Origin of the sequence: Halalkalicoccus jeotgali B3 (assembly GCF_000196895.1) — an archaeon.
Lineage (GTDB): Archaea > Halobacteriota > Halobacteria > Halobacteriales > Halalkalicoccaceae > Halalkalicoccus > Halalkalicoccus jeotgali.
On record NC_014297.1, the window covers coordinates 1,822,332 to 1,844,789 of the forward strand.

Below are 22,458 nucleotides of genomic sequence, written 5' to 3' on the forward strand. Positions count from 1 at the left end.
GGCGACCTCTCCCTCAAATATGTCAATAAAAAATAAGTACGAACAGGCGACGCCAGAGCACGTGATGCTCGTCGTCCTCCTCGTTCTCAGTGCGGTGTTCCTGATCGAACCGATCGTCTCGAACTACCCGGACGACGCCCGCGTGTTTCCCCAGATGACCGCGGCTGTCGTCCTCGTGGGATCGCTGTTGTTGCTCGTGCGGAACTACCTCCCGGGGGCGCTCGGTACGGTCGTCAACGAGAGCATCAACATCACGACTAGCGACTCGTCGGCCCAAGAACAGGTCGCCCAGCGCGAGGCAGAACAGACCGGTTCGGCACCCAAACGAACGCTCGGTCGGGAGTACGGCTACGAGGTAAACGACACCGTGTTCATGGTCGTCTCCTCGACGATCTACTTCTTCGCCGGCTGGGCGGCCGGGTTCCTGTTCGTCACGCCGTTGTTCGTGCTGGCGTACACCGCCTGGTTTCGGATTCGACCGCTGCTGTGTGTCGCGCTCGCGGTGTTGTCGACCGTCATCGTCTACCTGTTCATCGAGTTCCTGCTCCTGCCGTTGGATCAGGGCCAGATACTCGACTTCAGTCCGTTTCTCGACCCGATCGGACTGGTCGTCGGGGTGATCTAGATGGTCGTCGAAGCCGTCGTCGAGAGCCAAGTGCTCCTCCAGCTCGACACCATCACCGAGGGGCTTCGGATCGCGATCAGTTGGCCCGTGATCGGGTGGATGGCCGTCGGGCTGCTGTTGGGGATCGTCCTCGGCGCGCTGCCGGGGATCGGCTCGCCGGTCGGGATGGCGATCGTCCTGCCGCTGACCCTGCCGCTCGATGCGACCGCCGCGATCATCCTCCTCGTTGCGATCTACAGCGGGGCGATGTTCGGGGGATCGATCGCCGCGATCCTGATCAACGCGCCGGGGACCGAGTCGGCGGCGGCGACCACGCTCGACGGCTACCCGATGGCCAAACAGGGCCTCGCGAAGAACGCGCTGGCGATCGCGACGACCGCCTCGGCGCTCAACGGCTTCCTGGCCGCGATCGTGCTCATCCTGATCTCGCCGATCCTGATCGGAGTCGTCCTCGCCTTTGGCTCGCCCGAGTACTTCCTGCTCGCGATCCTCGGCATCTCGCTGATCACGATCGTCACGCAGGGCTCGCTCGTCAAGGGGCTCGTCGCCGGTGCGCTCGGACTCATGATCTCGACGATCGGAACCGGGATCCTGAGCCCGACGCCGCGATTTACCTTCGGCCAGTTCGGCCTCTACAACGGCATCAGCTTCGTCGCCGCACTGATCGGGATGTTCGCGTTCGCGGAGATGATGAAACTCGCCGCCAGGAGCCAGATCGCAGAAAGCGACATCGAACTCGGCGGCAGCATCAAGGACGGCGTCATGACCGTCTTCAAATACCCGAAGACGGTGCTCAAAGCCGGACTGATCGGCATGGGGATCGGGATGATCCCCGGGTCGGGCGCGACCACCTCTACGTTCGTCGCCTACGCCGAGGAGGCCCGCTCGTCGGCCACGGACGGGCGCTTCGGCGAGGGAGATCCCCGCGGCGTGATCGCCCCCGAGGGGGCGAACAACCCGACGGTAAGCGGCTCGCTCGTTCCGACCCTTTCGTTCGGGATCCCCGGCAGCGGTTCGACGGCGGTCCTGCTCGGTGGCCTGTTGATGCACGGTCTCCAGCCCGGCCCGACCCTGTTCGGCGATCAACTCCAGATCACGTATGCGATCTTCGTCTCGCTGTTCCTCAGCAACATCCTCATCGTCCTCGTCGGACTATCGGTCATCCCGTATGCGAGCCGGCTCACCGAGATCGACACCAACATCATCATCCCGGTGGTGGTGGTGCTCTCGTTTATCGGCGCGTACACGCTGAACCGGAACTGGTTCGACGTCGGTGCGGTACTCGCACTCGGCGTGCTCGGGTTCTACATGGTGCGGTACAACTACTCGGTGATCGCGTTCGTCCTCGGGATCGTACTGGGGCCGATCGCCGAGGAGAACTTCTTCCGATCCTTGCAGATCTCCGGCGGGAGCTACGACATCTTCTTCGATCCGATCAACCGCCCGCTGTCGTTCCTGCTCGTGCTCGGTATCCTCTTCATCCTCGTCGGGCCGTTCCTCAAACCCGCTATCGAGCGCGCCCTCAACCGGGCCTGACCCATAGCACTATTTCCTCTCGCGCCCGTACTCGTGTATGCATCCCACCGGCATCGATCACCTCGTACTCACCGTCCACGACCTCGAGGCGACGTGTGGCTTTTACGGCGACGCGCTCGGCGCGACCGTCATCACGTTCGGCCCCGAGGACAGGACCGCCCTGCAGTTCGACGAGCAGAAGATAAACCTCCACGAGGCCGGCGCCGAGTTCGACCCGCACGCCCGCTCGCCGACGCCCGGGTCCGGCGATTTCTGCCTGCTCGTCGAGCCACCCATCGAGGCCCTCGCCGACCGCCTCGGGGAACACGACATCGAGATCGTCGACGGACCCGTCGAAAAACACGGCGCACGGGGGTCGATGCGGTCGGTGTACGTCCGCGATCCGGACGGCAACCTCGTCGAGCTCGCCGCCTACGAGGAAACCGATTAGTCCTCGCGCTACCTCGGGCCGGTATGGCCGATGGATGTCACCGCGTCTCGCTTTCGGATCTGACCACGAACCCCGAGAAACCCGGCGATCGCTGGGAGATCTCGCCCGAACTCGGGATCGGGGCGTTCAACTTCAACGTCGCGATCCTCGAACCGGAGGATCGCCTCTCGCAGAACCACTACCACTACCACGAGAACCAACGGGAGCTGTTTTTCGTGATCGAGGGGCGATGTCGCATCGAGACGGTCGAGGAGGGCTTCGAGATGGGTATCGACGAGGCGGTGGCCTTCGAGAAGGGGGAGGCGGGTGCACACGTGCTCTACAACCCCTTCGAGGAGCCGTGTAAGGTCGTCGCGATCGGCTGGCCCGCCGACGGACGCTACCCGGTCTACCAACTGGAGACCACCGACACGGTAAGCGAGGACCGCGATCCACAGAGTAATGGGTCGTCCCCGGAGAACTAGGGCCATGGCGACGAACCCCACGACGAACGCCCCGCCGGCGCGCGACGAGCGTGCCTCCTACGACTACGCCGACACCGAGGAGGCGGTCCCGGAGGCGCTGTCGGCGCTGCCCCGATTGGTCGGCGGCGAGGTCCGATTCGACGACTACTCGCGGGAGCTGTACGCGACCGACGCCAGCGCCTACGAGATGACTCCTATCGGCGTTGTCTTCCCGACCTCGACCCGTGACGTGCAGGTGGTGATGCGCCACTGTGGGAAAAACGGGGTCCCCGTGTTGCCGCGTGGCGGCGGGACGAGCCTCGCGGGCCAGTCGGTCAACGAGGCGGTCGTGCTCGATTTTACCCGCCACATGGACGGCGTCGTCGAGGTCGACCCCGACGGGCGGCGCGCCACGGCGGAGGCGGGCGTCTATCTCGGCGACCTCAACGCCGAACTCGCACCCCACGGTCTGAAGTTCGCACCCGACCCCGCCTGGCGCGATAAGAGCGCCCTTGGTGGTGCGATCGGCAACAACTCGACGGGCGCGCACTCGCTGAAGTACGGCAAGACCGACGCCTACGTCGAGTCCTGCGAGGTCGTCCTCGCCGACGGCACCCGGACGACCTTCGGGGAGGTCACGCCCGAGGAACTCGACGCGCGGGCCGACCCCGAGGGGGATCTGGAGGCACGCATTTACGCCGAGATCAGGCGGATCATCGAGGAGGAGGCCGGGGCGATCGAGGCGGCCTACCCCGACCTGAAGCGGAACGTCTCGGGGTACAACCTCGATATGCTGATCGAGGAGGCGCGTGCGGTCCGGGACGGCTCCGCGGAGACGATCAACATCGCGCGCCTGCTCGCCGGCAGCGAGGGCACCCTCGCCATCGTCACCGAGGCCGAGGTGAGCCTCGAAGCGATCCCCGAGACGAAGGCGATGGCGCTTTTGACCTACGACAGCCTGATCGACGCGATGGAGGACGTCGCGCCGATCCTCGAACACGATCCTGCGGCGGTCGAAGTGATGGACGACGTCCTCTTGGATCTGGCCCGCGAGACCGAGGAGTTCGCGGACGTCGTCTCGATGCTACCTCCCGAAGCCTCCTCCGTACTGCTGGTGGAGTTCTACGCCGACAGCGACCCCGAGGGCGTCAGGAAGGTCGCGGGACTGCTCGCCGACCGGATGCCCGACGCCGACCACGAGGGCGAACCGGGCGAGGATCGAGTCAGAACCGACGCCACGATCAACGCGACCGCGGCGATGGAGGCCCACGACGCCGACGAGCGCGCGCTGTTCTGGAAGATGCGAAAGAGCGGGCTGCCGATCCTGCTCTCCCGGACCACCGACGAGAAACACATCTCCTTCATCGAGGACTGTGCGGTCCCGCCCGAGCACCTCCCCGAATACGCCCGCGAGTTCCAGGAGATCCTCGAAGACAACGGTACCTTCGCGAGCATCTACGCCCACGCCGGCCCCGGCGTGCTCCACGTCCGCCCGCTGATCAACACCAAGGACGTCGCGGGCGTCGACGCGATGGTCGACATCGCCGACCGGGTGACCGACGCCGTCGCTCGGTTCGGCGGAAGCGTCTCGGGCGAGCACGGCGACGGGCGGGCGCGTACCCAGTGGAACGAGAAACTCTACGGCGAGCATCTGTGGGGCGTTTTCCGTGATCTGAAGACGGCCTTCGACCCCGACTGGCTGCTCAATCCTGGTTCCGTCTGTGGGGACTTCGACATGAGCGAGCACCTCCGCTTTGACCCCGACTACGAGTTCGAGATGGGGTTCGACCCGGTCTTGGAGTGGGACAACGACAACGGCTTTCAGGGGATGGCCGAGCTTTGCCATGGGTGTGGCGGCTGTCGGGGCCCTCAGGAGACCACCGGCGGAGTGATGTGCCCGACGTTCCGCGCCAGCGAGGAGGAGATCACCTCGACGCGGGGCCGCGCGAACATGCTCCGGCAGGCCATGAGCGGCGACCTTCCCGAGGGTGAGGCGTTCTCCGAGGAGTTCGTCACCGAGGTGATGGACCTCTGTATCGGCTGTAAGGGCTGTGCGAAGGACTGCCCCTCGGAGGTGGATATGGCCAAACTCAAGGCCGAAGTGACCCACGAGTACCACCAACGCCACGGTGCGGGACTGCGCTCGCGGATATTCGCGAACATCGACACCCTCTCGACACTCGGCAGCGCCACGGCCCCGCTCTCGAACTGGCTGCCCGAACTCCCGGGCGCCCGACTGGCGATGGAGAAGACGATCGGAATCGCCCGCGAGCGCTCGCTGCCCGAGTTCCACCGCGAAACCCTCGAAGACTGGTTCGATGCGCGCGGCCCGCAGGTGCGTGAGGCTGACGCGGATCGCAAAGCCCTGCTCGTGCCCGACACCTACACCAACCACAACCACCCGGCGGTCGGCAAGGCCGCCGTCCGCATCCTCGAGAACGCGGACGTCCACGTCGAACTCGCCGACGTGGGCGACAGCGGGCGTCCGGCCTTCTCGAAGGGCTTTCTCGACGCCGCCCGCGAGCGCGCCGAAGAGAACGTCGCGGCGCTCGCACCCGAAATCGAGGCGGGCTGGGACGTGGTGGTGTGTGAGCCCTCGGACGCCGTGATGTTCCAGTCGGACTACCTCGACCTGCTGTCCGGTTCGGCGGTCGAGTCAGTCGCAATCAACACGTACGGGGTCATGGAGTATCTCAACGCCTTCGATCTCGACCTGCCGGCGGGCACGGGATCGCTCGCGTATCACGGCCACTGCCACCAGAAGGCGACGAGAAAGGACGTCCACGCCGCGGCGGTGCTCTCGAAGGCGGGCTACGACGTCGATATACTCGATTCGGGCTGTTGTGGGATGGCCGGTTCGTTCGGGTACGAGGCCGACCACTACGCGATGAGTGAAGCGATCGGCTCGATCCTCGTCGATCAGGTGAAGGCGAGTCCCGGCGAACGGGTCGTCGCACCCGGCGCTTCCTGTCGGGGCCAACTGGAAGACCTCACCGACGACGAACCACCCCACCCGATCGAGGTGCTCGCAGCGGGGCTGTCCTGACGGTCCGATCGGGACGCTTACCCCGAGGTGAACGCATTGGATGAAACTAATTGAAACCGCTCGAGGCGGGCTTCGGCGGACATGAGCTACGATACCGGACGAGTCTCGTCACGCGTATTCGAAACGGATCCAAAACGTCTATAGTTTCGGCTTTTCGCGCCCGCCGGGGAACGCTGTCCCGTCGCTGATTCCAACTACTTCTAGACGCTGATCTCCGTTTCGATGTCGGTTCCGTCGAACAGTGCCTTCGCTCGGCGCGCGGCCTCGTGGCCGGCCTCGGGAATGTTCTCCATCAGAACCGTCTCGCTCGGGAAGAGCCGTTCACCGACGTCGAGACCGTGATCGCGGGCGGTCGAGCCGGTGACGGTCAGGTAGACCCCGAGCCCCACGTCCGCGATGTCGGCTTCCTCCTCGCGGCCGGTCGTCGGATACTCGAACGTGATGTTCTCGACGACATCGGTCCCGAGGACGGCCCGAACGAGCCGCTCGTACCGCGGGGAGATACACAGCGAGCCGTCGTACCCGCGGAGGAACTCCCGCGAGGGGCGCGGTTCACCCTCACCGTTCGGGACGACGTCGGGTCGACCGAGCAGCGTGTGGTGGACGGTATCGCCGAGGCCGGCCACGACCCGAACGTCCGTATCGCGGGGGTCGATTCGTTCGTTGATGTCGGCGATCGTCGAAAGCGGTTCGGGTTCGAGCGAGACGACCTCCTCGAGGACGAGGTCCGCGCTATCGAAACCCAGCGCGAACTCGTGGGTACGAAGCGCCCGGAACGGCTCCTCGCGTCCGACCAGTTGGAGACGGAGATCCCCCTGTGAGAGGGTGAGGCTGTCGAAGACGACCCGTCGGGGCTTCCCGTCACGGTCGTCCCGGAGCAGCGTGTACTCCGGCCGAGCGGGATCCGTGAGGTCGCTGTAGGCGGCGAGGCGCTCGTAGACGTCCCGATCGGGCGCGGCGGTACCCTTCGTAATCGATTTCTCGTAGCGCAACGTCGAACAGATCTCGTCGGCCACCTCGGTCGCGTCCATCCGCGCGGCGAGTCGGTCGAGTACGGCCTCCAGCGGCCGGCCCTTACGGGGTACGGCTACCGGAATCGTCGCTGTCATTGTCCCAACCAGGGAGTTCTCCGATAAACGGATTACGCCTCGGCGGTCTACTCGCTATCGAACGCCACGCCAAGTTGGTCGCGCCAGCGTCGCAGTTCGTCGACCTGCTCGTAGAGCGCATCGAGGTCGTCGCTGACGGCGTCGACGTCCGCCGCGATCTCCCCGCGGTCGGCGACCGACCCCTCGAGCGAATCGAGATCGGATTCGAGCGATTCGATGGCCGCCCCGTGGCGGTCGGTCGTCGCCGCGAGGTCCGCCTCGGCCGCCTCGACGGCCTCCCGGAGGTCCTCACACTCGGTGCGGAGGTCGTCGACGAGCCGGTCTGCGGTCCCGTTCTCGTCGAGGAACGAGCCGAACGCGTCGGCGTAGGCTTCGAGTTCGCTCACGCGCGCCTGGAGGTGCCCGAGTTGGACCCGCTGGCGTTCGGGCGGGGTCGCTCCGAGCGCCTCCCGGAGCGCCTCTCGATCGGCTTCCGGGACCGACCCCGAGCGAAGCTCCGCCGCCAGTGCCGCCGCGACGCTCGCGGTGTCGTCGTCGGCCGGGCTCTCGACGCGCGATACCGGAATGGGTGCTGTCTCTCCAGCGCCGTCGGCGACGATCGGTGCCTCGATATCGCTTCGCTCCCCGTCAGGCCCGAGTGTGCTCACCGCGAGTTCGGGTTCGGTCATGAAGGCCGCGGCCTCCTCGTCCGTCGTGATGCGGACGCCATAGACGGTCACGAGCGTCGTTTCCGGGTCGATCCGGCTCTCGAAGACGACTCGCCCATCGGTGCGAGCCTCCCAGTGCTCGCTATCGTAGTCGGGGTGAAATCCGATTCTCTCGGGCGAGAACTGCTCCGGCAGTCGGTCCTCGAGACGGACTTCGACGGGTGACTCACCCGCAGACCGGATCTCGAAACTGATCGTCGGGACCGCGAACTCCTCGGGCACGTACCGCTTCGTCACCGTCACGTCCCCGCTGGCGATACTGATCGGTTCGGCTTCGTCCATACAATAATATGCAAGTAATATTATATAAAATACACGACCGTTCAGATACTCAGAGATCGACCCGGTCGCCGATCTCGACGAGCTCCAGCCGTCGGGGGTACTCGAAGCTCGCAGCGTGGTGGTGGAGGTTCTTCGGGTCAGCCGTCAGTCCCTTCCACATGTCCCAGTGGCTCGGCAGGAGGCGGTCGAGTCGCAGGTCGTTCGCGCTCTCGATGATCTGGGTCTCGTCGCTGTACCACTTGGTTCTCTGGGGCTCGCCCGTCTCCTTATCGGGAATCGTTCCCACTGTGCCGAAGGCCAGCACTCCGAGGTCGATGTCGTAGTCCTCGCCGATCGGCGCGAACTCGCCGGGCCGGGCGTCCCCGCCATGGAAGAACGTGCCCGCCTCGTGTTCGATGACGTAGCTCACAGGGTGGGAGGCGTCGGGGTCGTTCGCGGGTTCGACGTTCACCGTAAACGAGCCGATATTGTGGACTTCGTCCTCGTAGACGTCGACGAACTGCTCCTCTGTGAGGTCCCACGCCTCGTGCCACGCCTCCTGTGTGCGGACGACGTCGAGGCTGTCCTCGGGGGCGTACATCGTCGCGCCGGTGTTCTGGAGGATCGGGGCCTGACTCTCGCCGTGGACGTGATCCGTGTGCTCGTGGGTGACGAGCAACGCGTCGGCCTCCCCGACGTCCTCGGGGTCGAACGGGACGGGAATCATCCTGACCGTTCGCGGCGGGTCGCCGGTCCCCAGATACGGATCGATAAAGAGGGTGGTCCCGTCCGCGGCCTTCAGGACGAACCCGTTGCAGCCAAGATACCAGACGGCTACTCCGTCGGGGGAACTCTCCTCGATCTCGCGCACCAGCCAGTCGCCCCAGTCGCTTCGTGGCATACCCGGCCATGGTCCGGACAGCGCCCTAATTGTACCGATCGCTCCCGCCGACCGGGACGACAGACGGGAACGCGGCCGATCGAACCGTCGTCCGCGTTTGGACACGGGGACGGCTAAGCCTCCACGAGGCGATCCGACCGCGAGCACAGCCGAGAAAACAGGTGGGCGTTCAGTCCTGACAGCAGCCGCCGGCCTGCTCGCCGAAGTCGACGCTGAGCGGCTGGGAGATCGCCTCGTTGAGCGCTTCGAGCTTCGCGTCGAGTTCCGCCTGCGCTTCGAGGTACTCGGCCATTACGGGAATCGAGTGCAGTTCCTGTTGGGCCTCCTGCAGCCGCCGGAGGTCCTCCTGGGTCGCGTCGCCGGTCTGTCGGGCGAGCATGAACTCCTGACGCAGGGACTCGAACTCGTCGATCTTGTCCTGTGCGTGTTCGCTCTCCGTGACCTGCTCTTGGGCCTCCTCGTAGGCGGCGTACTCCTCGGTCCGGGCGATCGCCTCGCCGAGTTCGCCCGCAAGCCCCTCGATGTCGGTCGTCTCGGCCGTCGTCGACTCGGTTTCGACGCTCATCGTCCGCCCTTGGAACGCCGACGGTTTCAACCTGCCGATAGGTGAACAGTAATGCGACCGGCGGGCGAATCGGAACCGAATGGGGGGAACTCCGGCGACGGTCGGGCGCGACCTCGGACGGGTACTGCTCGCGTTCTCCGGGCTGGTCTTCGTCTCGGTGGCCGTCTCGCTGGTCTGGGGCGAGTACTACGCGATCCCCGGGCTCCTGGTCTCGGGAGCGATCCCGCTCTCGCTCGGGTGGGCGCTCTCGCGGCGGTACGCCGACGCGCGCGAACCCGGGAAGTTCCACGGAATGGTGATCGCCGCCTCGGGCTGGCTTCTGATCGCGCTGTTCGGTTCGCTTCCCTTTCTCGCGGTCGCCTGGACGGTTACGCTGGCCCCCGACCGGTTCGGCACACCCGAAATGACGTCGACGCTCCGGGCGTTTCGATCGCCACTGAACGCCCTCTTCGAGAGCATGAGCGGCTTTACCGGAACGGGACTGACCATGGCCGACCGCGAGAGCGTGCTTCCCCGCACGCTGCAGTGGTGGCGCTCGTTTAGCGAGTGGGTCGGCGGTGTCGGCGTGATCGTGCTCACGACCGCGATCCTCACACGGGCGGGAAGCGGTTCGCTCACGCTGTACGAGAGCGAAGCCCGCTCCGAGCGGATCCACCCCAGCATCGTCTCGACGGTGCGGACGATCTGGTGGATCTTCCTGCTGTTTACGTTCCTCTCGATCAGCGCCCTTTGGCTCGCCGGAATGCCGCTGTGGCACGCGATCAACCACGCGATGACCGGGCTCTCGACCGGTGGCTTTTCGGTCACCGACGCGAGTATCGCGACCTACGACAGCGCGTCCATCGACGCGGCGCTGCTCCCGGTGATGGTCGCCGGCTCGATCGCCTTCCCGGTCCACTATCTCGTTCTCCGGGGCGACCTGGCGGCGATCCGCGGGGACGTCCAGACGCGATGGCTGCTCGTGGGATTCTCGGCGCTCGCGCTTTTGCTCTCTGCCCTGCTGTACGTCGAGGGGACCTACGAGACGGCGAGCGAAGCGCTGCGGTTCGGTGCGTTCCAGTTCGTCTCGGCTGCGACGTGTACGGGCTTTCAGACCGCAAACGACCTGGGAACCGGGTGGTCGCCGCTGGCACAACTGACGGTCGCGGCGGGGATGGTCGTCGGCGGGGCGGCCGGATCGACCGCGGGCGGGATCAAACTCATCCGGTTGATCACGCTCTCGAAAGGGACGGTCTACCGGATCGGCGGCGTCTTCTACCCACGAAACGCGGTTCGTCACCTCCGGATCGACGGGCGGACCCTCGACGACGCGGCGGCCTCCCGGGAGTTCGAGGAGGCGGCGATCATCGCGTTGCTCTGGGGGGTGTTTCTGGGGGCGGGCACGGTGGTCCTGTTGCTGTCGGTCCGTGCGCCGCTCGAAAACGTCCTCTTCGAGGTGGCAAGCGCCCAGAGCAACGTTGGCCTCTCGACGGGGATCACCGGTCCTGCCATGCCGACGGTAGTGAAAGTGGCCTTCCTGTTCAACATGTGGATCGGGCGCCTCGAGATCGTCCCCGTTCTCGTCGTGCTCAGGGCGCTGATCTCACGCCGGGGTCTGTACGCGTGAGCCCCCCATCAACCCCGTTTGCGCGCTTTCGCGGCCCCGATCCGGTCTTCGATCTGTTGATGATTGTCGGGCCGCTGGTTCTGGCTGCGATCGCGCTGTGGGGACGGACCCTCGTGACGAGCGCTCTCGCCGGCAGTTATCTGCTCGCGTTCGTCGGGTACGTCCTCTATAGCGGATCCAGGGGTTTCTGAGGACAAGAGCGATCAACGGCGCGCCGGTACTACCCGTATGTACCTGATCGTCGTGGGCGCGGGCAGCATCGGCACCGAAATCCTCTCGGTGGGCGCGACCTCGGGCCACGAGATCGTCGTTATCGACCGCGACAGGGAGCGAGCCGAGCGCGCGGGTCGCGAGTTCGACTGTCTGGTGTTGCACGCCGACGCCACCGACAGGGAGGTGCTCCGGGAGGCGGGTGCCGACCGGGCGGACGCGATCATTTGTACTACCGAGGCCGACCCGACGAACATCATGGTGCTGTTGCTCGCAAAAGAACTGGGTATCCCCTCACTGATCTCGGTGGTACAGGACCCCCAGCACACGAAGGTCTTCGAGGAGGCCGGCGCGACCACCCTCGGAAACCCCCAGCGTCTGATCGCCGAACACCTCTACCGGGCGGCAGAACGCCCCTCGATCGTCGACGTGATGCACCTCTCGGGTGAGGCGGAGGTATTCGAGGTGATGGTCACCGAGGGCGCGCCGATCGCCGGGCGAACCCTCCTGGAGGCCGATACGGCGGGGCTGCTCAACGAGGGGGTGTTGATTGTCGCCGTCGAGCGCGGCGAGGCGGTACTCACGCCCCGCGGAGAGACGGAAATCCACGCCGGGGACGTGCTGACGATCTTCTCACAGGCGGGCATCACGCCGGCAGTGATGGGCCCCTTCGAGGACGGGCGAAAGCGCCGAGGTTAAACGCTCGCGGCCGATAGACGGGATAATGAGCCAGAACGAGTTCTCCGAGGGCGATCTGCGAAATACGGGGATGGCGCTGAAACACGACCGGGAGTGGGACTACGAACTCGACCGGATCGTCGAAGCGGTCCACGACCGGGACGCGAAAAAAGTGGGCCTACAGTTCCCCGAGGGGCTCAAACGCCGCGGCCCGAAGGTGACCGACGACCTTCGAGAGCTCCTGCCCGAGGACGTCACCGTCATGATGTCGGGCCAGCCCTGCTATGGCGCCTGCGACCTCGACACCTACATGATGCGCCGGACCGACGTGTTCGTCCACTTCGGGCACTCCCCGATGAAGGAATCGGAGAAGATCATTTATGTTCCCCTCTTCTCGAACGTCGAGGTCCTCCCCATCATCGAGGAGTCCCTCGAAGAGATCGAGGGCGAGGAGGTCGGCCTCGTCACCACCGCCCAGCACATGAACCGATTCGAGGAGATGCGCGAGTTCCTCGAAGAACGTGGCTACGAAGTCCACACCCGCAAGGGCGACGACCGGCTGACCCACGAGGGGCAGGTGCTTGGCTGTAACTACGCTTCCGCCGATATCGACGCCGACAACGTGCTCTACGTCGGCGGCGGGAAGTTCCACCCGCTCGGGCTGGCGATGGAACACCCCGAGAAGAACGTCGTGATCGCGGACCCCGTCAACAACGTCGTCACCGTGGCGGACACCGAGAAGTTCATGAAACAGCGTTACGGCGCGGTCCACCGCGCGATGGACGCCGAGAAGTGGGGCGTGATCTTCTGTACGAAGATCGGGCAGGGCCGGTGGGACCAGGCCGAGGAGATCGTTGATAACAACGAGAACGCCTACCTGATCACGATGGACGAGGTCACCCCCGATCGCCTGCGAAACTTCGACATGGACGCCTTCGTCAACACGGGCTGTCCGCGGATCACCACCGACGACGGCCCGCAGTTCCACAAGCCCATGCTCACCCCCGGCGAGTACGAGATCGCGGTCGGGAACAAGCCGTTGGACGCCCTCGAATTCGACACGTTCCACGGCACCTGGTAGATCTCTGCACCCCACTCTCATCGATCCACTCATATCTGAAATTATATATTGGCGGTGTAGACGGGTTATGAATACCAGCCGACGGGAAGTTCTCGGTCTCGCCGCGGTCAGTGCCGGGTCCGTTGCGGGCTGTCTCGATCTCCCGTTCACGGGGAGATACCAGTTCAGACGGGGTGGATTGCTCCGAACCGAGGAGGCGCTGATCGCCGACACCGCGATCAGCTTCGACAGCGCGTATCCCCACCAGTACTTCGCGCTGATCACGACCCGAAGCGAGGCCGAGCGCGTCCGCTGGGAGTATTTCCGCGAGGAGGACCCGGTGTTCGCCGGGAAGTTCGAGGACACGGATTTCGAGGAGGGATTTCTCGCGTTCGCCGGGCTCGTGTTGCCGAAGACGAAGCAACTGGAGAGCGGCGAGACGACGTTCGACGGATCGACGATGGAATCGACCTACCGCGTGATGGACACGCGGGACGAATCGGACGACCTCGCGGTCCAGACCGTCGTCGAGTACTGGGAGCGCGACGCGAAAGCGCCGACCGAGTTCTCGGTGTCCTACACCTACAACCCCCAGCGTCCCGACTGAGATCAGTTTTTGAGTCTCCGTATTCGGTCGGAGCGGGACGACCTACCGGAACGCCTCGTCGAGATCCGCCCCGAGCGCGTCGATCGCCTCGCCCGCGGCGTCGAGGTGGTCGAGCAGGTTCACGAACCCGTGGATCATCCCCTCGTATTCGTGGCGCTCGACCGGAACGCCCGCTGATTCCAGTCGGTCGGCGTACTCCCGGCCCTCGTCGCGAAGCGGGTCGAAGCCTGCGGTCAGGACGGTCGCCGGAGGAAGGTCCGAGTAATCGCGCGCGAGCAGCGGCGCGGCGTAGGCGTTTCTGTGATCGACGGGATCGGGGAGGTAGCGCTCTACGAACCACTCGATGCTCGCGGCTTCGAGCAGGTAGCCCTCGGCGTTCTCCTCGTGGCTCGGGAACTCGTGGACGGCGGGCGAAGCGACGGCGGGGTAGATCAACAGTTGGTAGGCGATCTCCGGGCCGTCCCGATCCCGGCTCATCAGCGAGGTGGCCGCCGCGAGGTTGCCCCCGGCGCTGTCGCCGCCGACGGCCACCCTCCGAGGATCGCAGTTGATCCGCTCGGCGTACTCGGCGGCCCACTCCAAGGCGGTGTAGGCGTCCTCGACGGCCGCCGGAAACGGGTGTTCGGGCGCGAGGCGGTAGTCCACCGAGAGCACCGCACAGTCGGCAGCGTTCGAGAGGGCGCGACAGACCGCGTCGTACGTCTCGACGTCGCCGATAACCCACCCGCCGCCGTGGTAGAACACCAACAGGGGGTGATCCTCACCCGCAGGCGCGTAGAGTCGGACGGGGATCGATCCGTCGGGTCCGGAAATCGAGAAGTCCTCGACCCGGTCGACGGGATCGCCCTCGCTCGCGAACAGTTCGGCGAGTTGCTCGCGGGCGCTCTCGGGGGAGAGCGCGTACGTCGGCGGTCGGCTCATCGTCTCGACGGTTTCGAGCAACGCCTCGGCCTGCGGGTCGAGTTCGCCCATACTTCGCCCCTCGAATGCCCCGCCCTTAGCGTTCGTCGTATAATCTCAATACTAATAATAAAAAATATTGGTATTAAGGCGCGAATACTAGTTCGTCAATGGTCACCGATTCCCGAGTATCGGTCCTCATCGAGTGGTACGAGCGGTATATCGGCGAACCCGACGCACAGACGGATATCTACACCGGGTTCGGGCTGTTTTTCGGAGGGATCGCGCTCGCGATCTATTACCAGAACCTCCTCGACTACGTCATCGAGAACATCTCCCGCGAGGTCAACGAGGGCGACATCGAGGAAGGTCTGGACGTGCCGGTCGTCGTCACCGGCGGGACCTCCAGGCCCCGCGGCTTCGAGAATCACCTCCTGTCGGCGTCGATCCCCTTCTCGATCAGCGGCGTCCAGCGAGCGAGCGAACCGCTCTACAGCGTGGCCCGCGGCGCACTCGTGGCCGCCCGCTCGGACGAACAGGAACGGGCTCCGAGCGAGGAGACCGCCGCGGCCGACGGCGGCGACGAGATCGAAGCGGAAGCCGAAGAATAAGCCGAACCGGCCGCACACGGTCTGTCCCCCGATTGTCGGTTTTTCGGACCCATCCCCCGTACCTCCTCCGGTGCCACGTGGAATTACTACTGAGCATTTAAGAAGATTTTTATATATCTACTGTGTATGGTCCGACGATATGAGCACGCTACAGCGTCCCGCGGTCGAGCCGTGTCGCTCGGAGGAGGCCACCCCCGTTCGAGTCGACGGCGAGGTGCTCGACTCGACCGCACCCGAGTACCTGCGCGAGTTCAAGCAGGGGCTGGCCGCCGATCGGCTCGTCCCGGCTCGCCTGACCGTCGAGGCCCGCTTCGAGGAGGACTGTTCGCTCTCGACCCAGCGGGAGGCCGAACGGATCCGCGAGCACATCCGGGCGGCGGCCTTCCTCGGGGCCGGCACGCTCACCGTCTCGTTCGGCGACGTGGCCGACGAGCGCAAGGTCCGCCCGGCGCTGGCCGCCTGCGCCGAGCGCGCGCGACGTGACGGCGTGACCCTCGATCTCGACGGCCCCCTCACGCTCGAACCCTAAGCTTTCTGCGTTCGGTCCGCTTCCCCTCGACATGGACACGAAGCGGGCGCTCGAACGGCATCTCTCGCGGGTCCGGGGGTTCGACGAGCCGCGCGTCGAACTCGAACAGTATCCCACGCCGGCCGGCATCGCCGCCCACCTCGTCCACATCGCGGACCTCCGGGGCGACCTCGGAGGGACGGTACTCGACCTCGGGACCGGCACCGGGATGTTGGCGCTGGGGGTCGCGCTCCGGTCTCCAGAGCGGGTGATCGGCCTGGACGCCGACCCCGCGGCGATCGAAACCGCCCGCGAGAACGCCCGTCGGGTCGATCCACCCCGAGACCCCGACTGGGTGCTCGGGGACGGCGGGCGTCCCGGGTTGTGTCCCGCGGGCGCGACCGTGCTCATGAACCCGCCCTTCGGCGCCCAGCGGGGCCGACGCGGCGCCGACAGGCGGTTCCTTGCGAGTGCGCTCGACGTCGCGGACGTGGTCTACTCGATCCACAACGCCGGCAGCCGAGGGTTCGTCGAGTCGTTCGCCGCGGATCGCGGCTGGCGGATGACTCACGCCTACGGGCTCGCGTTCGACCTCGACAGGCAGTTCGAGTTCCACGAGCGCGAGCGGACGACGATCGAGGCCGAGTGCTACCGGCTCGTCCGCGAGTAGGTCTCCTCGCGGGCGATCGGGACGGTCGTCGCCCCGTCGCTCGCGATCAGCGTCCCCTCGTCGTTCCGGATCGCGATCCCTCCGACCGCTCGTTCCTCGCCGGGTTCGGGGACCGGTACACGCCCGGTTGCGCTCGCGCCGTCGACCTCGACGAGAAAGCGCCCCGACTCGCTGTGGAGCGTGATCGTCCGACCGTCGACGACGGCGTCGACCCGAACGGGCTCGGAGTCGAAGGCGTGGACCCGCTCGCCGCCTGTTTCGAAGTGCACGGCGTAGACCGTTCCGTTGGCGACTTCCCAGCCCGTCCGCTCGACCGCGATCGTCTCGCTCCACGTCAGTCCGCCGACCCTGACGGCCGCGCTCCCGTCGGTTTCGAGCGTTGCAGCCGAGACCTGCTGACTCCAGACGCCTCGCTTGGGATTGGTGACGATCACCCCGCTCGTCGTCACCCCGGTGGTCTCGCCGAAGGCCTCGACGTCGACGACCGAGAACATCCGGTTTTCGACCTCCTCATCGTAGAAGACGGTGTACTCGCCGGCATCCACCCCCGCCTCGCGGGGCTGAGTGTCGACCGTCGTCAGGTTCAGCGGGATCGCGATCAGACACATCGCGACCAGCGGGACGACGAGTGCCGCCGTCGCCACCCGCCTGTGGGTCACCGACCCCCACAGTGGGCGGTCGGTCGCGGCGAGTGCGGCGACGACGGCCGCCGCGAGCGCGAACACGAGGACGACCCCGAGGGCCCGATAGAGGACGTACGTCTGCGGGCCGCGGACCCACCAGACCGCCCACAACGACAACGAGAGCGTCGTGAGGACGGTCCCGAGCCAGAGCGCGATCGGGTCCGTCCCCGTTTCGCGGCGCCGACAGAGCACCACGCCGGCGAGCACCCCGATGAGGAAGCCGAGCGCGTGGCCCTGAATCGCGATCCCGTACCACCACGGCGGGGAGACGGCCGGGGTCACCTCGACGACGCTGACGGGTGCTCCCAGCGCGTCGAGGACAGTCCCCACGGCGCTTCTGACAGCGAGGGCGACCACTGTGAGGAATGGGTGGCGCACGAGGACGAACCCGACCAGCGCGAAGACGACCCCCGAGAAACCGATCACGGGTCCCCACGAGAACAGCCCCGTCGCGAGGCCCGCTCCGACCACGCCGAGCGGGAAGAGCACGAACGCGCGGACCCGCGGGTCCGAACGCGCGCCACGGGCACCGTCCGGTTCGGAGCCGTCTTCGGGGACGTGTCCCCAGACGTACTCCGCGAGCGGGGCGAAGACGAGGGCGGTGGTGAGGTTCCCGAGCAGGTGGTCGGGGCCGGCGTGGGAGAACGCCGAGAAGGCCACGCCGAAGGGGTAGGAGTACGACCACGCCGAAAACGGAATCGAGAGGGGGTCGGACCAGTGGTTCAGCCCGCCCTGGACGAACAGGTAGACCGCGAGGACGCCACCGAGAACGATCAGGGATCCCCACGGGACGCCGAGGTAAAAGCGCTCGCGCAGGGCCGAGCGGACGCGCCGGTCGCGACCCGCGATTCGGAGGGCGACCCACGCCGATCCGACCAGCGCGAGGGCGAGGAGGGCCTGCCACGCGAGGGCACCGACCGCGTCCGCGACCGACATACCCATCCCAGGGGGCCGACCGGGTTGAGAATTGCGCTTCCCGCTTCGCGGCCCGGTCGACGGTTGGTCCACGAGGGGTTTCGAAGGCTTGAAACGCGCTACGGACCAACGACGACCCATGGAACTGCGCGTACTCTCCCGGGAGGATCGGGAGCTGGCACTGGAGATCGCCGGCGAGGACCACACCTTCATGAACGTCCTCAAGGGATCGCTGCTCGAAACCGAGGGCGTCACCGCCGCGACCTACGACGTCAACCCCGAGCAGTCGGGCGGGCAGACCGATCCGGTCCTGACCGTGACCACCGCGGAAGGCGTCGATCCGCTCGATGCCATCTCGGAGGCGGCCGCCAATATTCAGGAGACGACCGACGCGTTCCGCGACGCCTTCGCCGCGGCCTAAGCGCGCTCCTTACCGTCTGACGGGGACCCCCCGCTCGTCGAGATACTCCTTTACCTCCTCGATGGAGTACTCCCCGAAGTGGAAGATGGAGGCCGCGAGCGCGGCGTCGGCGTCCGCCTCCTCGAAGACCTCGTGCATGTGCTCGGGTCCACCGGCACCCGAGGAGGCGATCACCGGCGTCGAGACCGCCTCACAGACTGCGCTCGTGACGGGCAGGTCGTAGCCCGATTTCGTACCGTCGGTGTCGATGGAGTTGACGAACAGCTCGCCGGCACCGCGGGATTCAGCCTCCTCGGCCCACTCGATCACGTCGATTCCCGTCCCTTCGCGCCCGCCCTTGACGGTGCACTCGAACCAGCACGATTCGCCGTCGATCTCGGCGTAGTGTTCGCCCCGCTCGTCGAACCGGCGTTTCGAATCGACGCTGATGACGATACACTGGCTGCCGAAGGCGCGCGCGCCCTCGGTGATCAGTTCCGGCCGCTCTAGGGCCCCGGTGTTGATCGAAACCTTGTCCGCGCCGGCTCGCAGGGTCTCCTTGATGTCCTCCTTTTCTCGGATCCCGCCACCCACTGTCAGAGGGATGAACACCTCGTCGGCGACCTGCGAGACGGTGTCGAGCATGGTCTCGCGGCCCTCCGCCGAAGCGGTGATATCCAGAAAGACGAACTCGTCGGCGCCCGATTCGTTGTAGGCTTTCGCCATCTCGACGGGATCGCCGGTGTACTCGAGGTCCTCGAAGTTGACACCGGTGTAGACCGCGGCGTTGCCCTCCTCGTCGACGTCGACGTCAATACAGGGGATGATCCGTTTCGTGAGCATTCGTTGCCGGGGATTCGCGCGACGCCGGGTTGAGGGTTTCGACCGGATGGGTGCGTTTAAGAGTTGCGCGCGACGATTGGGGGTATGAGCGACCGAGCCGAGCGGGAGGACCGCGTCGACGCCACCGGCGAGGAGGCGACCGGAATGACCGATGAGGACCCCGGCACCCAGAAGGCCGCCGTCAGCGCCCCCGAGAAGGAACAGCCAACGGTCAAAGCACCCCTTGCAAAGCGCACCACCGCCCCCCAGAGCCCCTACTCGATGCGCCAGGCCGGGATCGGCGCCGCGGTGCTGCTGGTCGGGCTGTTGGTCACCTTCGCCGTTCCCCTTCTGCTGTTGTAGCCGCGAGAACGCCCGCAGGCGATCCCGGGTCACTAGTCCGGCCGTCAGTCGAGGTGCTCGATCGGTTCTCGCTCGCCGTACGTGGGCTCGGGTCCCTCGGTGGGGGCGGCCCACCGGACGGCGTTTGCGATCACCTGCTGGATCTCGGGACGACGATAGATCGGATACGTCTCGTGGCCCGGCCGGAAGTAGAATATCTTCCCCGACCCGCGGCGGTAGCAACACCCCGAGCGAAAGACGTTACCCCCCTCGAACCACGAGTTGAAAACCAGCGTCTCGGGTTCGGGAACGTCGAAGCGCTCGCCGTACATCTCGGCCTCGGACAGTTCGATGAACTCCTCGACGCCGGCAGCGATCGGGTGGCTCGGCTCGACGACCCACAGGCGCTCTCGTTCGCCCTCCTCGCGCCACTTGAGCGAGCAGGAGGTTCCCATCAGGCGCTTGAAGATCTTCGAGTAGTGGGCCGAATGGAGGACGAGCAGCCCCATCCCGTCGAGGACGCGCTCGTGGACCCGCTCAACGATCGCGTCTTCGACCTCGTCGTGGGCGGCGTGACCCCACCACAGGAGGACGTCGGTGTCCTCGAGAACCGCCTCGGTGAGTCCGTGTTCGGGTTCGTCGAGCGTCGCCGTCCGGGTCTCGAACCCGCGCTCGGCGAGGCACTCGGCGAGGACCTCGTGGATGCCGTCGGGGTACTGCTCTTTGACGGCTTCGTCCTCGCGTTCGTGGCGGAACTCGTTCCAGACGGTGACCTGAACCATACGCGAGTCTCGCCGCGGAAACAAAAGGACCTACCGGTGCGGTCTCAGCGTACGAAGTACAGTTCGTCGGTGCCCAGAAACCGACTCAGATCCGCCGTCCGGCGGTAGTCGCTGCCCCGGATCGCCGCGATGGTCTCGATAAACGCCTCGCCGTCGCCCTCGCTCCAGTCGGTCGGCTCCCTGACGGGAACGACCAGAAAGCCGCTGCCGCGGATCTCCGTCGCGTGAAGCGTCGCCATGTCGAGCTCGATTCGTCCGTTTCGGGCGGTGTACTGGTCGATGACGTGTTCGGTCGCGCGTTCGCCGACGGACACGAGAACGTGGGCGGCGATCGCCCGGAGTTCGGCGTCGAAAAAGCGCTCCATGTTCGCGTAGCTCTCGGCGGTCGGGTCACCGTCGGGCGGACAGCACATATGGAGGTAGCTCAGAAAGCAGTTCGAGAGGTGGGGCTCGTCGCTGTAGGGCTCGCCCGCGAAGCCGGTCTCGAACAGCGCCCGCTGGATCGCCTCGCCCGCGGGCGTTTGGGTGAACGGAACCGCGGTGTTCGCGCCGCCGTGGATCGCGGGATGGTCGCCGATGACGTGGAAATCGGCGTTGGCGTCGCCGTAGCCGAAGACCGCCTCGACGCCCGCAGAACAGGCCGTCTCGCAGGCGGGGCGCATTCCGAAGGGGTTGCTCGTCCGGTCGGTTACGTTCTCCACGGCCCGTCTACCCAACAGAGGGTCAAAACGCTCGCGATTTCGAGTTCACTCCGCGATCGCGACCGCCCCGCGCATCCCCTGTGCGTCGTGCGGGATACAGGTGTACCGCGAGACGCCCGGTTCTTCGAAGGCGTGCTCGAACGTATAGCCCTCCTCGGTCTCGATGGGGCTCTCGTAGGCCTCGTTTTCCTCCGCGACGTTGTGCCCGCCGCCGTCGCCGGTCCACTCCCAGACCACCGTGGTGCCGGGATCGACCATGATCGCCGCCGGCGAGAACGACCGTCCGCGACTGCCGGTGCCGACCATGACGGTGACCTCGCTCTCGCCACGGAGGTCGGCGGTGCCGTCGTAGGTCCGCGCGGAATCGAGCCAGCCGCCGTAGTCGGGTTCTTCCTCGGAAGGGACCGTCTCGTAGTCGGGTCCGTCGTCGCCGCCTTCCTCCTGCCCGGTACAGCCCGCGAGCGCGGCAACCGAGAGCGTGCCGGCCGCCCGGAGGACGCTGCGCCGGTCGAGGAGCGGATCGGATTGCATCTCGATCCCGCGTACGCGACGAGCGAGCAAAAGCAACGTGAAACCGCCACAGGAGTGATGGATGGTACCGTATCCTACGGCGCGCCGGCCAGAACGAACCGGCTCTCGGTCTCGCCGTTTTCGATCCGGCGTGTGGCCTCGGCCGGGATCCGGACGGCCTCGCCCGCTTCCATTAGGACCGATTCGCCGTCGACGACGATCGTCGCCTCGCCCTCTACTAGCAGGTAGACCTCCTCGTGGTCCTCCTCGGCGTGATCGTGTTCCTTGCCGCTCCAGCCCGGCTCGCACTCGAGAACGCTCACGCCGAGGTTCTCACAGCCGAGCGGTTCGCGCAGGAAGTACAGCGAGTCGGCGACCGGTTCGACCTCCGTGTAGTCGACTTTCGTATAGTCCATCGGGTCCCCGTAGGGACGCCGGAACCAAATAGGTCCGGCCCGGCCTACAGGTATCGCAGGTACTCACAGCCCGTACAGCGCAGCTCGTCCCCGTCGTGGACGATCCAGCCCGACCGACAGCGATCGCACTCCCACGCGCGCTCGGTTCCGCCGGCCACGGGGGGCCTTGGCCGTCGTTCGGCCTGCTCTAAGCGCTCGATCCGACGCTGCTGGAGGGCGAGGCGACGCTCTAACTCACGGAGCGTCGTCTCGGAGTACGCCGTTCTGAGCATCCTGTGTCACCGCTTCTGGTACGCTATACGGTAGCATGAATCTATCGCGTCCCGTGAGGATCGTCAGAAACGGAAACGGTTCGCACCGTTTCCCTTCCGTCCGCGGCCGTCCGGGGCAATAGGTCGCCCCGAACGAAATGCT

General features: G+C 66.1%; 26 protein-coding genes and 1 pseudogene. 15 read left to right on the forward strand and 12 right to left on the reverse strand.

The features are described 5' to 3' along the window. The first annotated feature begins 64 nt into the window (after window positions 1-64). Genes HACJB3_RS09495 through HACJB3_RS09515 form a run of 5 tightly spaced genes read left to right on the forward strand, consistent with a single transcriptional unit; the run spans window position 65 to window position 6,080 of the window. On the forward strand, window positions 65-625 hold the full coding sequence (locus tag HACJB3_RS09495; RefSeq protein ID WP_008417178.1) for a tripartite tricarboxylate transporter TctB family protein: 561 nt from the start codon (window positions 65-67) through the stop codon (window positions 623-625). Then, complete coding sequence (locus tag HACJB3_RS09500; protein ID WP_008417177.1) at window positions 626-2,161, forward strand: tripartite tricarboxylate transporter permease; 1,536 nt, start codon at window positions 626-628, stop codon at window positions 2,159-2,161. It begins immediately after the preceding gene. A gap of 37 nt (window positions 2,162-2,198) precedes the next feature. After that, window positions 2,199-2,591, forward strand: coding sequence for a VOC family protein (locus tag HACJB3_RS09505; protein WP_008417176.1), 393 nt, complete (start codon window positions 2,199-2,201; stop codon window positions 2,589-2,591). Between the two features lie 23 nt (window positions 2,592-2,614). Next, window positions 2,615-3,055 carry a cupin domain-containing protein gene (locus HACJB3_RS09510; protein WP_008417175.1) on the forward strand — a complete coding sequence of 147 codons (441 nt, stop codon included), beginning with the start codon at window positions 2,615-2,617 and terminating at the stop codon, window positions 3,053-3,055. A gap of 4 nt (window positions 3,056-3,059) precedes the next feature. Further along, a complete protein-coding gene (locus HACJB3_RS09515; protein ID WP_008417174.1) occupies window positions 3,060-6,080 on the forward strand; it encodes an FAD-binding and (Fe-S)-binding domain-containing protein in 3,021 nt (1,006 codons plus the stop codon). 200 nt (window positions 6,081-6,280) lie between these two features. Here the strand turns inward: HACJB3_RS09515 and HACJB3_RS09520 are convergent, their stop codons facing one another. The 4 genes from HACJB3_RS09520 to HACJB3_RS09535 all read right to left on the reverse strand — a co-directional run bounded on the left by HACJB3_RS09520 (window position 6,281) and on the right by HACJB3_RS09535 (window position 9,623). Next, window positions 6,281-7,189, reverse strand: coding sequence for a hypothetical protein (locus tag HACJB3_RS09520; protein ID WP_008417172.1), 909 nt, complete (start codon window positions 7,187-7,189; stop codon window positions 6,281-6,283). Between the two features lie 47 nt (window positions 7,190-7,236). Then, window positions 7,237-8,178 (reverse strand): hypothetical protein, encoded by a 942-nt coding sequence (locus HACJB3_RS09525; RefSeq protein ID WP_008417170.1) that lies wholly within the window; start codon window positions 8,176-8,178, stop codon window positions 7,237-7,239. 49 nt (window positions 8,179-8,227) lie between these two features. After that, window positions 8,228-9,058, reverse strand: coding sequence for an MBL fold metallo-hydrolase (locus tag HACJB3_RS09530; protein WP_008417169.1), 831 nt, complete (start codon window positions 9,056-9,058; stop codon window positions 8,228-8,230). Window positions 9,059-9,227: 169 nt separating this feature from the next. Beyond that, window positions 9,228-9,623, reverse strand: coding sequence for a YlbF family regulator (locus HACJB3_RS09535; RefSeq protein ID WP_008417168.1), 396 nt, complete (start codon window positions 9,621-9,623; stop codon window positions 9,228-9,230). Between the two features lie 79 nt (window positions 9,624-9,702). Here HACJB3_RS09535 and HACJB3_RS09540 point away from each other — a divergent pair, with 79 nt between their 5' ends. The 5 genes from HACJB3_RS09540 (at window position 9,703) to HACJB3_RS09555 (ending at window position 13,784) form a co-directional block, all read left to right on the forward strand. Further along, window positions 9,703-11,229, forward strand: a complete 1,527-nt coding sequence (locus HACJB3_RS09540; protein ID WP_008417167.1) for a TrkH family potassium uptake protein — start codon at window positions 9,703-9,705, stop codon at window positions 11,227-11,229. Beyond that, window positions 11,226-11,420, forward strand: coding sequence for a hypothetical protein (locus HACJB3_RS19625; protein ID WP_148258246.1), 195 nt, complete (start codon window positions 11,226-11,228; stop codon window positions 11,418-11,420). The genes HACJB3_RS09540 and HACJB3_RS19625 overlap by 4 nt, the downstream gene beginning before the upstream one ends. Before the next feature lie 37 nt (window positions 11,421-11,457). After that, entirely contained in the window at window positions 11,458-12,138 is a 681-nt protein-coding gene (locus HACJB3_RS09545) for a potassium channel family protein (protein ID WP_008417165.1), read from the forward strand. Between the two features lie 25 nt (window positions 12,139-12,163). Further along, window positions 12,164-13,198, forward strand: a complete 1,035-nt coding sequence (dph2, locus tag HACJB3_RS09550; RefSeq protein WP_008417164.1) for a diphthamide biosynthesis enzyme Dph2 — start codon at window positions 12,164-12,166, stop codon at window positions 13,196-13,198. Between the two features lie 67 nt (window positions 13,199-13,265). Beyond that, window positions 13,266-13,784 (forward strand): hypothetical protein, encoded by a 519-nt coding sequence (locus HACJB3_RS09555; protein ID WP_008417162.1) that lies wholly within the window; start codon window positions 13,266-13,268, stop codon window positions 13,782-13,784. A gap of 42 nt (window positions 13,785-13,826) precedes the next feature. Here the strand turns inward: HACJB3_RS09555 and HACJB3_RS09560 are convergent, their stop codons facing one another. Next, on the reverse strand, window positions 13,827-14,756 hold the full coding sequence (locus HACJB3_RS09560) for an alpha/beta hydrolase (protein ID WP_008417161.1): 930 nt from the start codon (window positions 14,754-14,756) through the stop codon (window positions 13,827-13,829). Between the two features lie 149 nt (window positions 14,757-14,905). Between HACJB3_RS09560 and HACJB3_RS09565 the strand changes: the two are divergent. The 3 genes and pseudogenes from HACJB3_RS09565 to HACJB3_RS09575 form a co-directional block, all read left to right on the forward strand. After that, a pseudogene (locus HACJB3_RS09565) lies at window positions 14,906-15,295 on the forward strand (hypothetical protein); the annotation flags it as partial. 139 nt (window positions 15,296-15,434) lie between these two features. Next, entirely contained in the window at window positions 15,435-15,824 is a 390-nt protein-coding gene (locus tag HACJB3_RS09570; RefSeq protein ID WP_008417159.1) for a hypothetical protein, read from the forward strand. Window positions 15,825-15,855: 31 nt separating this feature from the next. Then, entirely contained in the window at window positions 15,856-16,473 is a 618-nt protein-coding gene (locus HACJB3_RS09575) for an METTL5 family protein (RefSeq protein ID WP_008417158.1), read from the forward strand. On the opposite strand, the gene HACJB3_RS09580 is transcribed toward HACJB3_RS09575, so the two are convergent. Continuing rightward, window positions 16,452-18,092 carry a rhomboid family intramembrane serine protease gene (locus tag HACJB3_RS09580; RefSeq protein WP_008417157.1) on the reverse strand — a complete coding sequence of 547 codons (1,641 nt, stop codon included), beginning with the start codon at window positions 18,090-18,092 and terminating at the stop codon, window positions 16,452-16,454. The two genes, HACJB3_RS09575 and HACJB3_RS09580, sit on opposite strands and share 22 nt — an antisense overlap. Before the next feature lie 118 nt (window positions 18,093-18,210). On the opposite strand from HACJB3_RS09580, the gene HACJB3_RS09585 reads away from it, so the two are divergent. Next, complete coding sequence (locus HACJB3_RS09585; protein ID WP_008417156.1) at window positions 18,211-18,492, forward strand: DNA-directed RNA polymerase subunit L; 282 nt, start codon at window positions 18,211-18,213, stop codon at window positions 18,490-18,492. Between the two features lie 9 nt (window positions 18,493-18,501). Here the strand turns inward: HACJB3_RS09585 and hisF are convergent, their stop codons facing one another. Then, window positions 18,502-19,314: an imidazole glycerol phosphate synthase subunit HisF gene (hisF, locus tag HACJB3_RS09590; RefSeq protein ID WP_008417155.1), complete on the reverse strand. Its 813-nt coding sequence runs from the start codon at window positions 19,312-19,314 to the stop codon at window positions 18,502-18,504. An 84-nt stretch (window positions 19,315-19,398) separates the two neighbouring features. Here hisF and HACJB3_RS09595 point away from each other — a divergent pair, with 84 nt between their 5' ends. Then, window positions 19,399-19,656, forward strand: a complete 258-nt coding sequence (locus tag HACJB3_RS09595; protein WP_008417154.1) for a DUF7550 family protein — start codon at window positions 19,399-19,401, stop codon at window positions 19,654-19,656. A gap of 44 nt (window positions 19,657-19,700) precedes the next feature. On the opposite strand, the gene HACJB3_RS09600 is transcribed toward HACJB3_RS09595, so the two are convergent. The 5 genes from HACJB3_RS09600 to HACJB3_RS09620 form a co-directional block, all read right to left on the reverse strand. Beyond that, window positions 19,701-20,417 carry a ThuA domain-containing protein gene (locus tag HACJB3_RS09600; protein WP_008417152.1) on the reverse strand — a complete coding sequence of 239 codons (717 nt, stop codon included), beginning with the start codon at window positions 20,415-20,417 and terminating at the stop codon, window positions 19,701-19,703. Between the two features lie 44 nt (window positions 20,418-20,461). Beyond that, entirely contained in the window at window positions 20,462-21,118 is a 657-nt protein-coding gene (locus HACJB3_RS09605) for a uracil-DNA glycosylase family protein (RefSeq protein ID WP_008417150.1), read from the reverse strand. 45 nt (window positions 21,119-21,163) lie between these two features. Next, window positions 21,164-21,649 (reverse strand): halocyanin domain-containing protein, encoded by a 486-nt coding sequence (locus HACJB3_RS09610; protein WP_008417149.1) that lies wholly within the window; start codon window positions 21,647-21,649, stop codon window positions 21,164-21,166. A 74-nt stretch (window positions 21,650-21,723) separates the two neighbouring features. After that, complete coding sequence (locus HACJB3_RS09615) at window positions 21,724-22,044, reverse strand: cupin domain-containing protein (protein WP_008417148.1); 321 nt, start codon at window positions 22,042-22,044, stop codon at window positions 21,724-21,726. A 44-nt stretch (window positions 22,045-22,088) separates the two neighbouring features. Further along, window positions 22,089-22,316, reverse strand: a complete 228-nt coding sequence (locus HACJB3_RS09620; RefSeq protein WP_008417147.1) for a hypothetical protein — start codon at window positions 22,314-22,316, stop codon at window positions 22,089-22,091. Between the last annotated feature and the right edge of the window lie 142 nt (window positions 22,317-22,458).

Excerpts from the sequence above, each read along its gene's own strand:
- HACJB3_RS09495 (WP_008417178.1), top strand. The coding sequence starts at position 65 with ATGCTCGTCGTCCTCCTCGTTCTCAGTGCGGTGTTCCTGATCGAACCG.
- HACJB3_RS09500 (WP_008417177.1), top strand. The coding sequence starts at position 626 with ATGGTCGTCGAAGCCGTCGTCGAGAGCCAAGTGCTCCTCCAGCTCGAC.
- HACJB3_RS09505 (WP_008417176.1), top strand. The coding sequence starts at position 2,199 with ATGCATCCCACCGGCATCGATCACCTCGTACTCACCGTCCACGACCTC.
- HACJB3_RS09510 (WP_008417175.1), top strand. The coding sequence starts at position 2,615 with ATGGCCGATGGATGTCACCGCGTCTCGCTTTCGGATCTGACCACGAAC.
- HACJB3_RS09515 (WP_008417174.1), top strand. The coding sequence starts at position 3,060 with ATGGCGACGAACCCCACGACGAACGCCCCGCCGGCGCGCGACGAGCGT.
- HACJB3_RS09520 (WP_008417172.1), bottom strand. The coding sequence starts at position 7,189 with ATGACAGCGACGATTCCGGTAGCCGTACCCCGTAAGGGCCGGCCGCTG.
- HACJB3_RS09525 (WP_008417170.1), bottom strand. The coding sequence starts at position 8,178 with ATGGACGAAGCCGAACCGATCAGTATCGCCAGCGGGGACGTGACGGTG.
- HACJB3_RS09530 (WP_008417169.1), bottom strand. The coding sequence starts at position 9,058 with ATGCCACGAAGCGACTGGGGCGACTGGCTGGTGCGCGAGATCGAGGAG.
- HACJB3_RS09535 (WP_008417168.1), bottom strand. The coding sequence starts at position 9,623 with ATGAGCGTCGAAACCGAGTCGACGACGGCCGAGACGACCGACATCGAG.
- HACJB3_RS09540 (WP_008417167.1), top strand. The coding sequence starts at position 9,703 with ATGGGGGGAACTCCGGCGACGGTCGGGCGCGACCTCGGACGGGTACTG.
- HACJB3_RS09545 (WP_008417165.1), top strand. The coding sequence starts at position 11,458 with ATGTACCTGATCGTCGTGGGCGCGGGCAGCATCGGCACCGAAATCCTC.
- dph2 (WP_008417164.1), top strand. The coding sequence starts at position 12,164 with ATGAGCCAGAACGAGTTCTCCGAGGGCGATCTGCGAAATACGGGGATG.
- HACJB3_RS09555 (WP_008417162.1), top strand. The coding sequence starts at position 13,266 with ATGAATACCAGCCGACGGGAAGTTCTCGGTCTCGCCGCGGTCAGTGCC.
- HACJB3_RS09560 (WP_008417161.1), bottom strand. The coding sequence starts at position 14,756 with ATGGGCGAACTCGACCCGCAGGCCGAGGCGTTGCTCGAAACCGTCGAG.
- HACJB3_RS09570 (WP_008417159.1), top strand. The coding sequence starts at position 15,435 with ATGAGCACGCTACAGCGTCCCGCGGTCGAGCCGTGTCGCTCGGAGGAG.
- HACJB3_RS09575 (WP_008417158.1), top strand. The coding sequence starts at position 15,856 with ATGGACACGAAGCGGGCGCTCGAACGGCATCTCTCGCGGGTCCGGGGG.
- HACJB3_RS09580 (WP_008417157.1), bottom strand. The coding sequence starts at position 18,092 with ATGTCGGTCGCGGACGCGGTCGGTGCCCTCGCGTGGCAGGCCCTCCTC.
- HACJB3_RS09585 (WP_008417156.1), top strand. The coding sequence starts at position 18,211 with ATGGAACTGCGCGTACTCTCCCGGGAGGATCGGGAGCTGGCACTGGAG.
- hisF (WP_008417155.1), bottom strand. The coding sequence starts at position 19,314 with ATGCTCACGAAACGGATCATCCCCTGTATTGACGTCGACGTCGACGAG.
- HACJB3_RS09595 (WP_008417154.1), top strand. The coding sequence starts at position 19,399 with ATGAGCGACCGAGCCGAGCGGGAGGACCGCGTCGACGCCACCGGCGAG.
- HACJB3_RS09600 (WP_008417152.1), bottom strand. The coding sequence starts at position 20,417 with ATGGTTCAGGTCACCGTCTGGAACGAGTTCCGCCACGAACGCGAGGAC.
- HACJB3_RS09610 (WP_008417149.1), bottom strand. The coding sequence starts at position 21,649 with ATGCAATCCGATCCGCTCCTCGACCGGCGCAGCGTCCTCCGGGCGGCC.
- HACJB3_RS09615 (WP_008417148.1), bottom strand. The coding sequence starts at position 22,044 with ATGGACTATACGAAAGTCGACTACACGGAGGTCGAACCGGTCGCCGAC.
- HACJB3_RS09620 (WP_008417147.1), bottom strand. The coding sequence starts at position 22,316 with ATGCTCAGAACGGCGTACTCCGAGACGACGCTCCGTGAGTTAGAGCGT.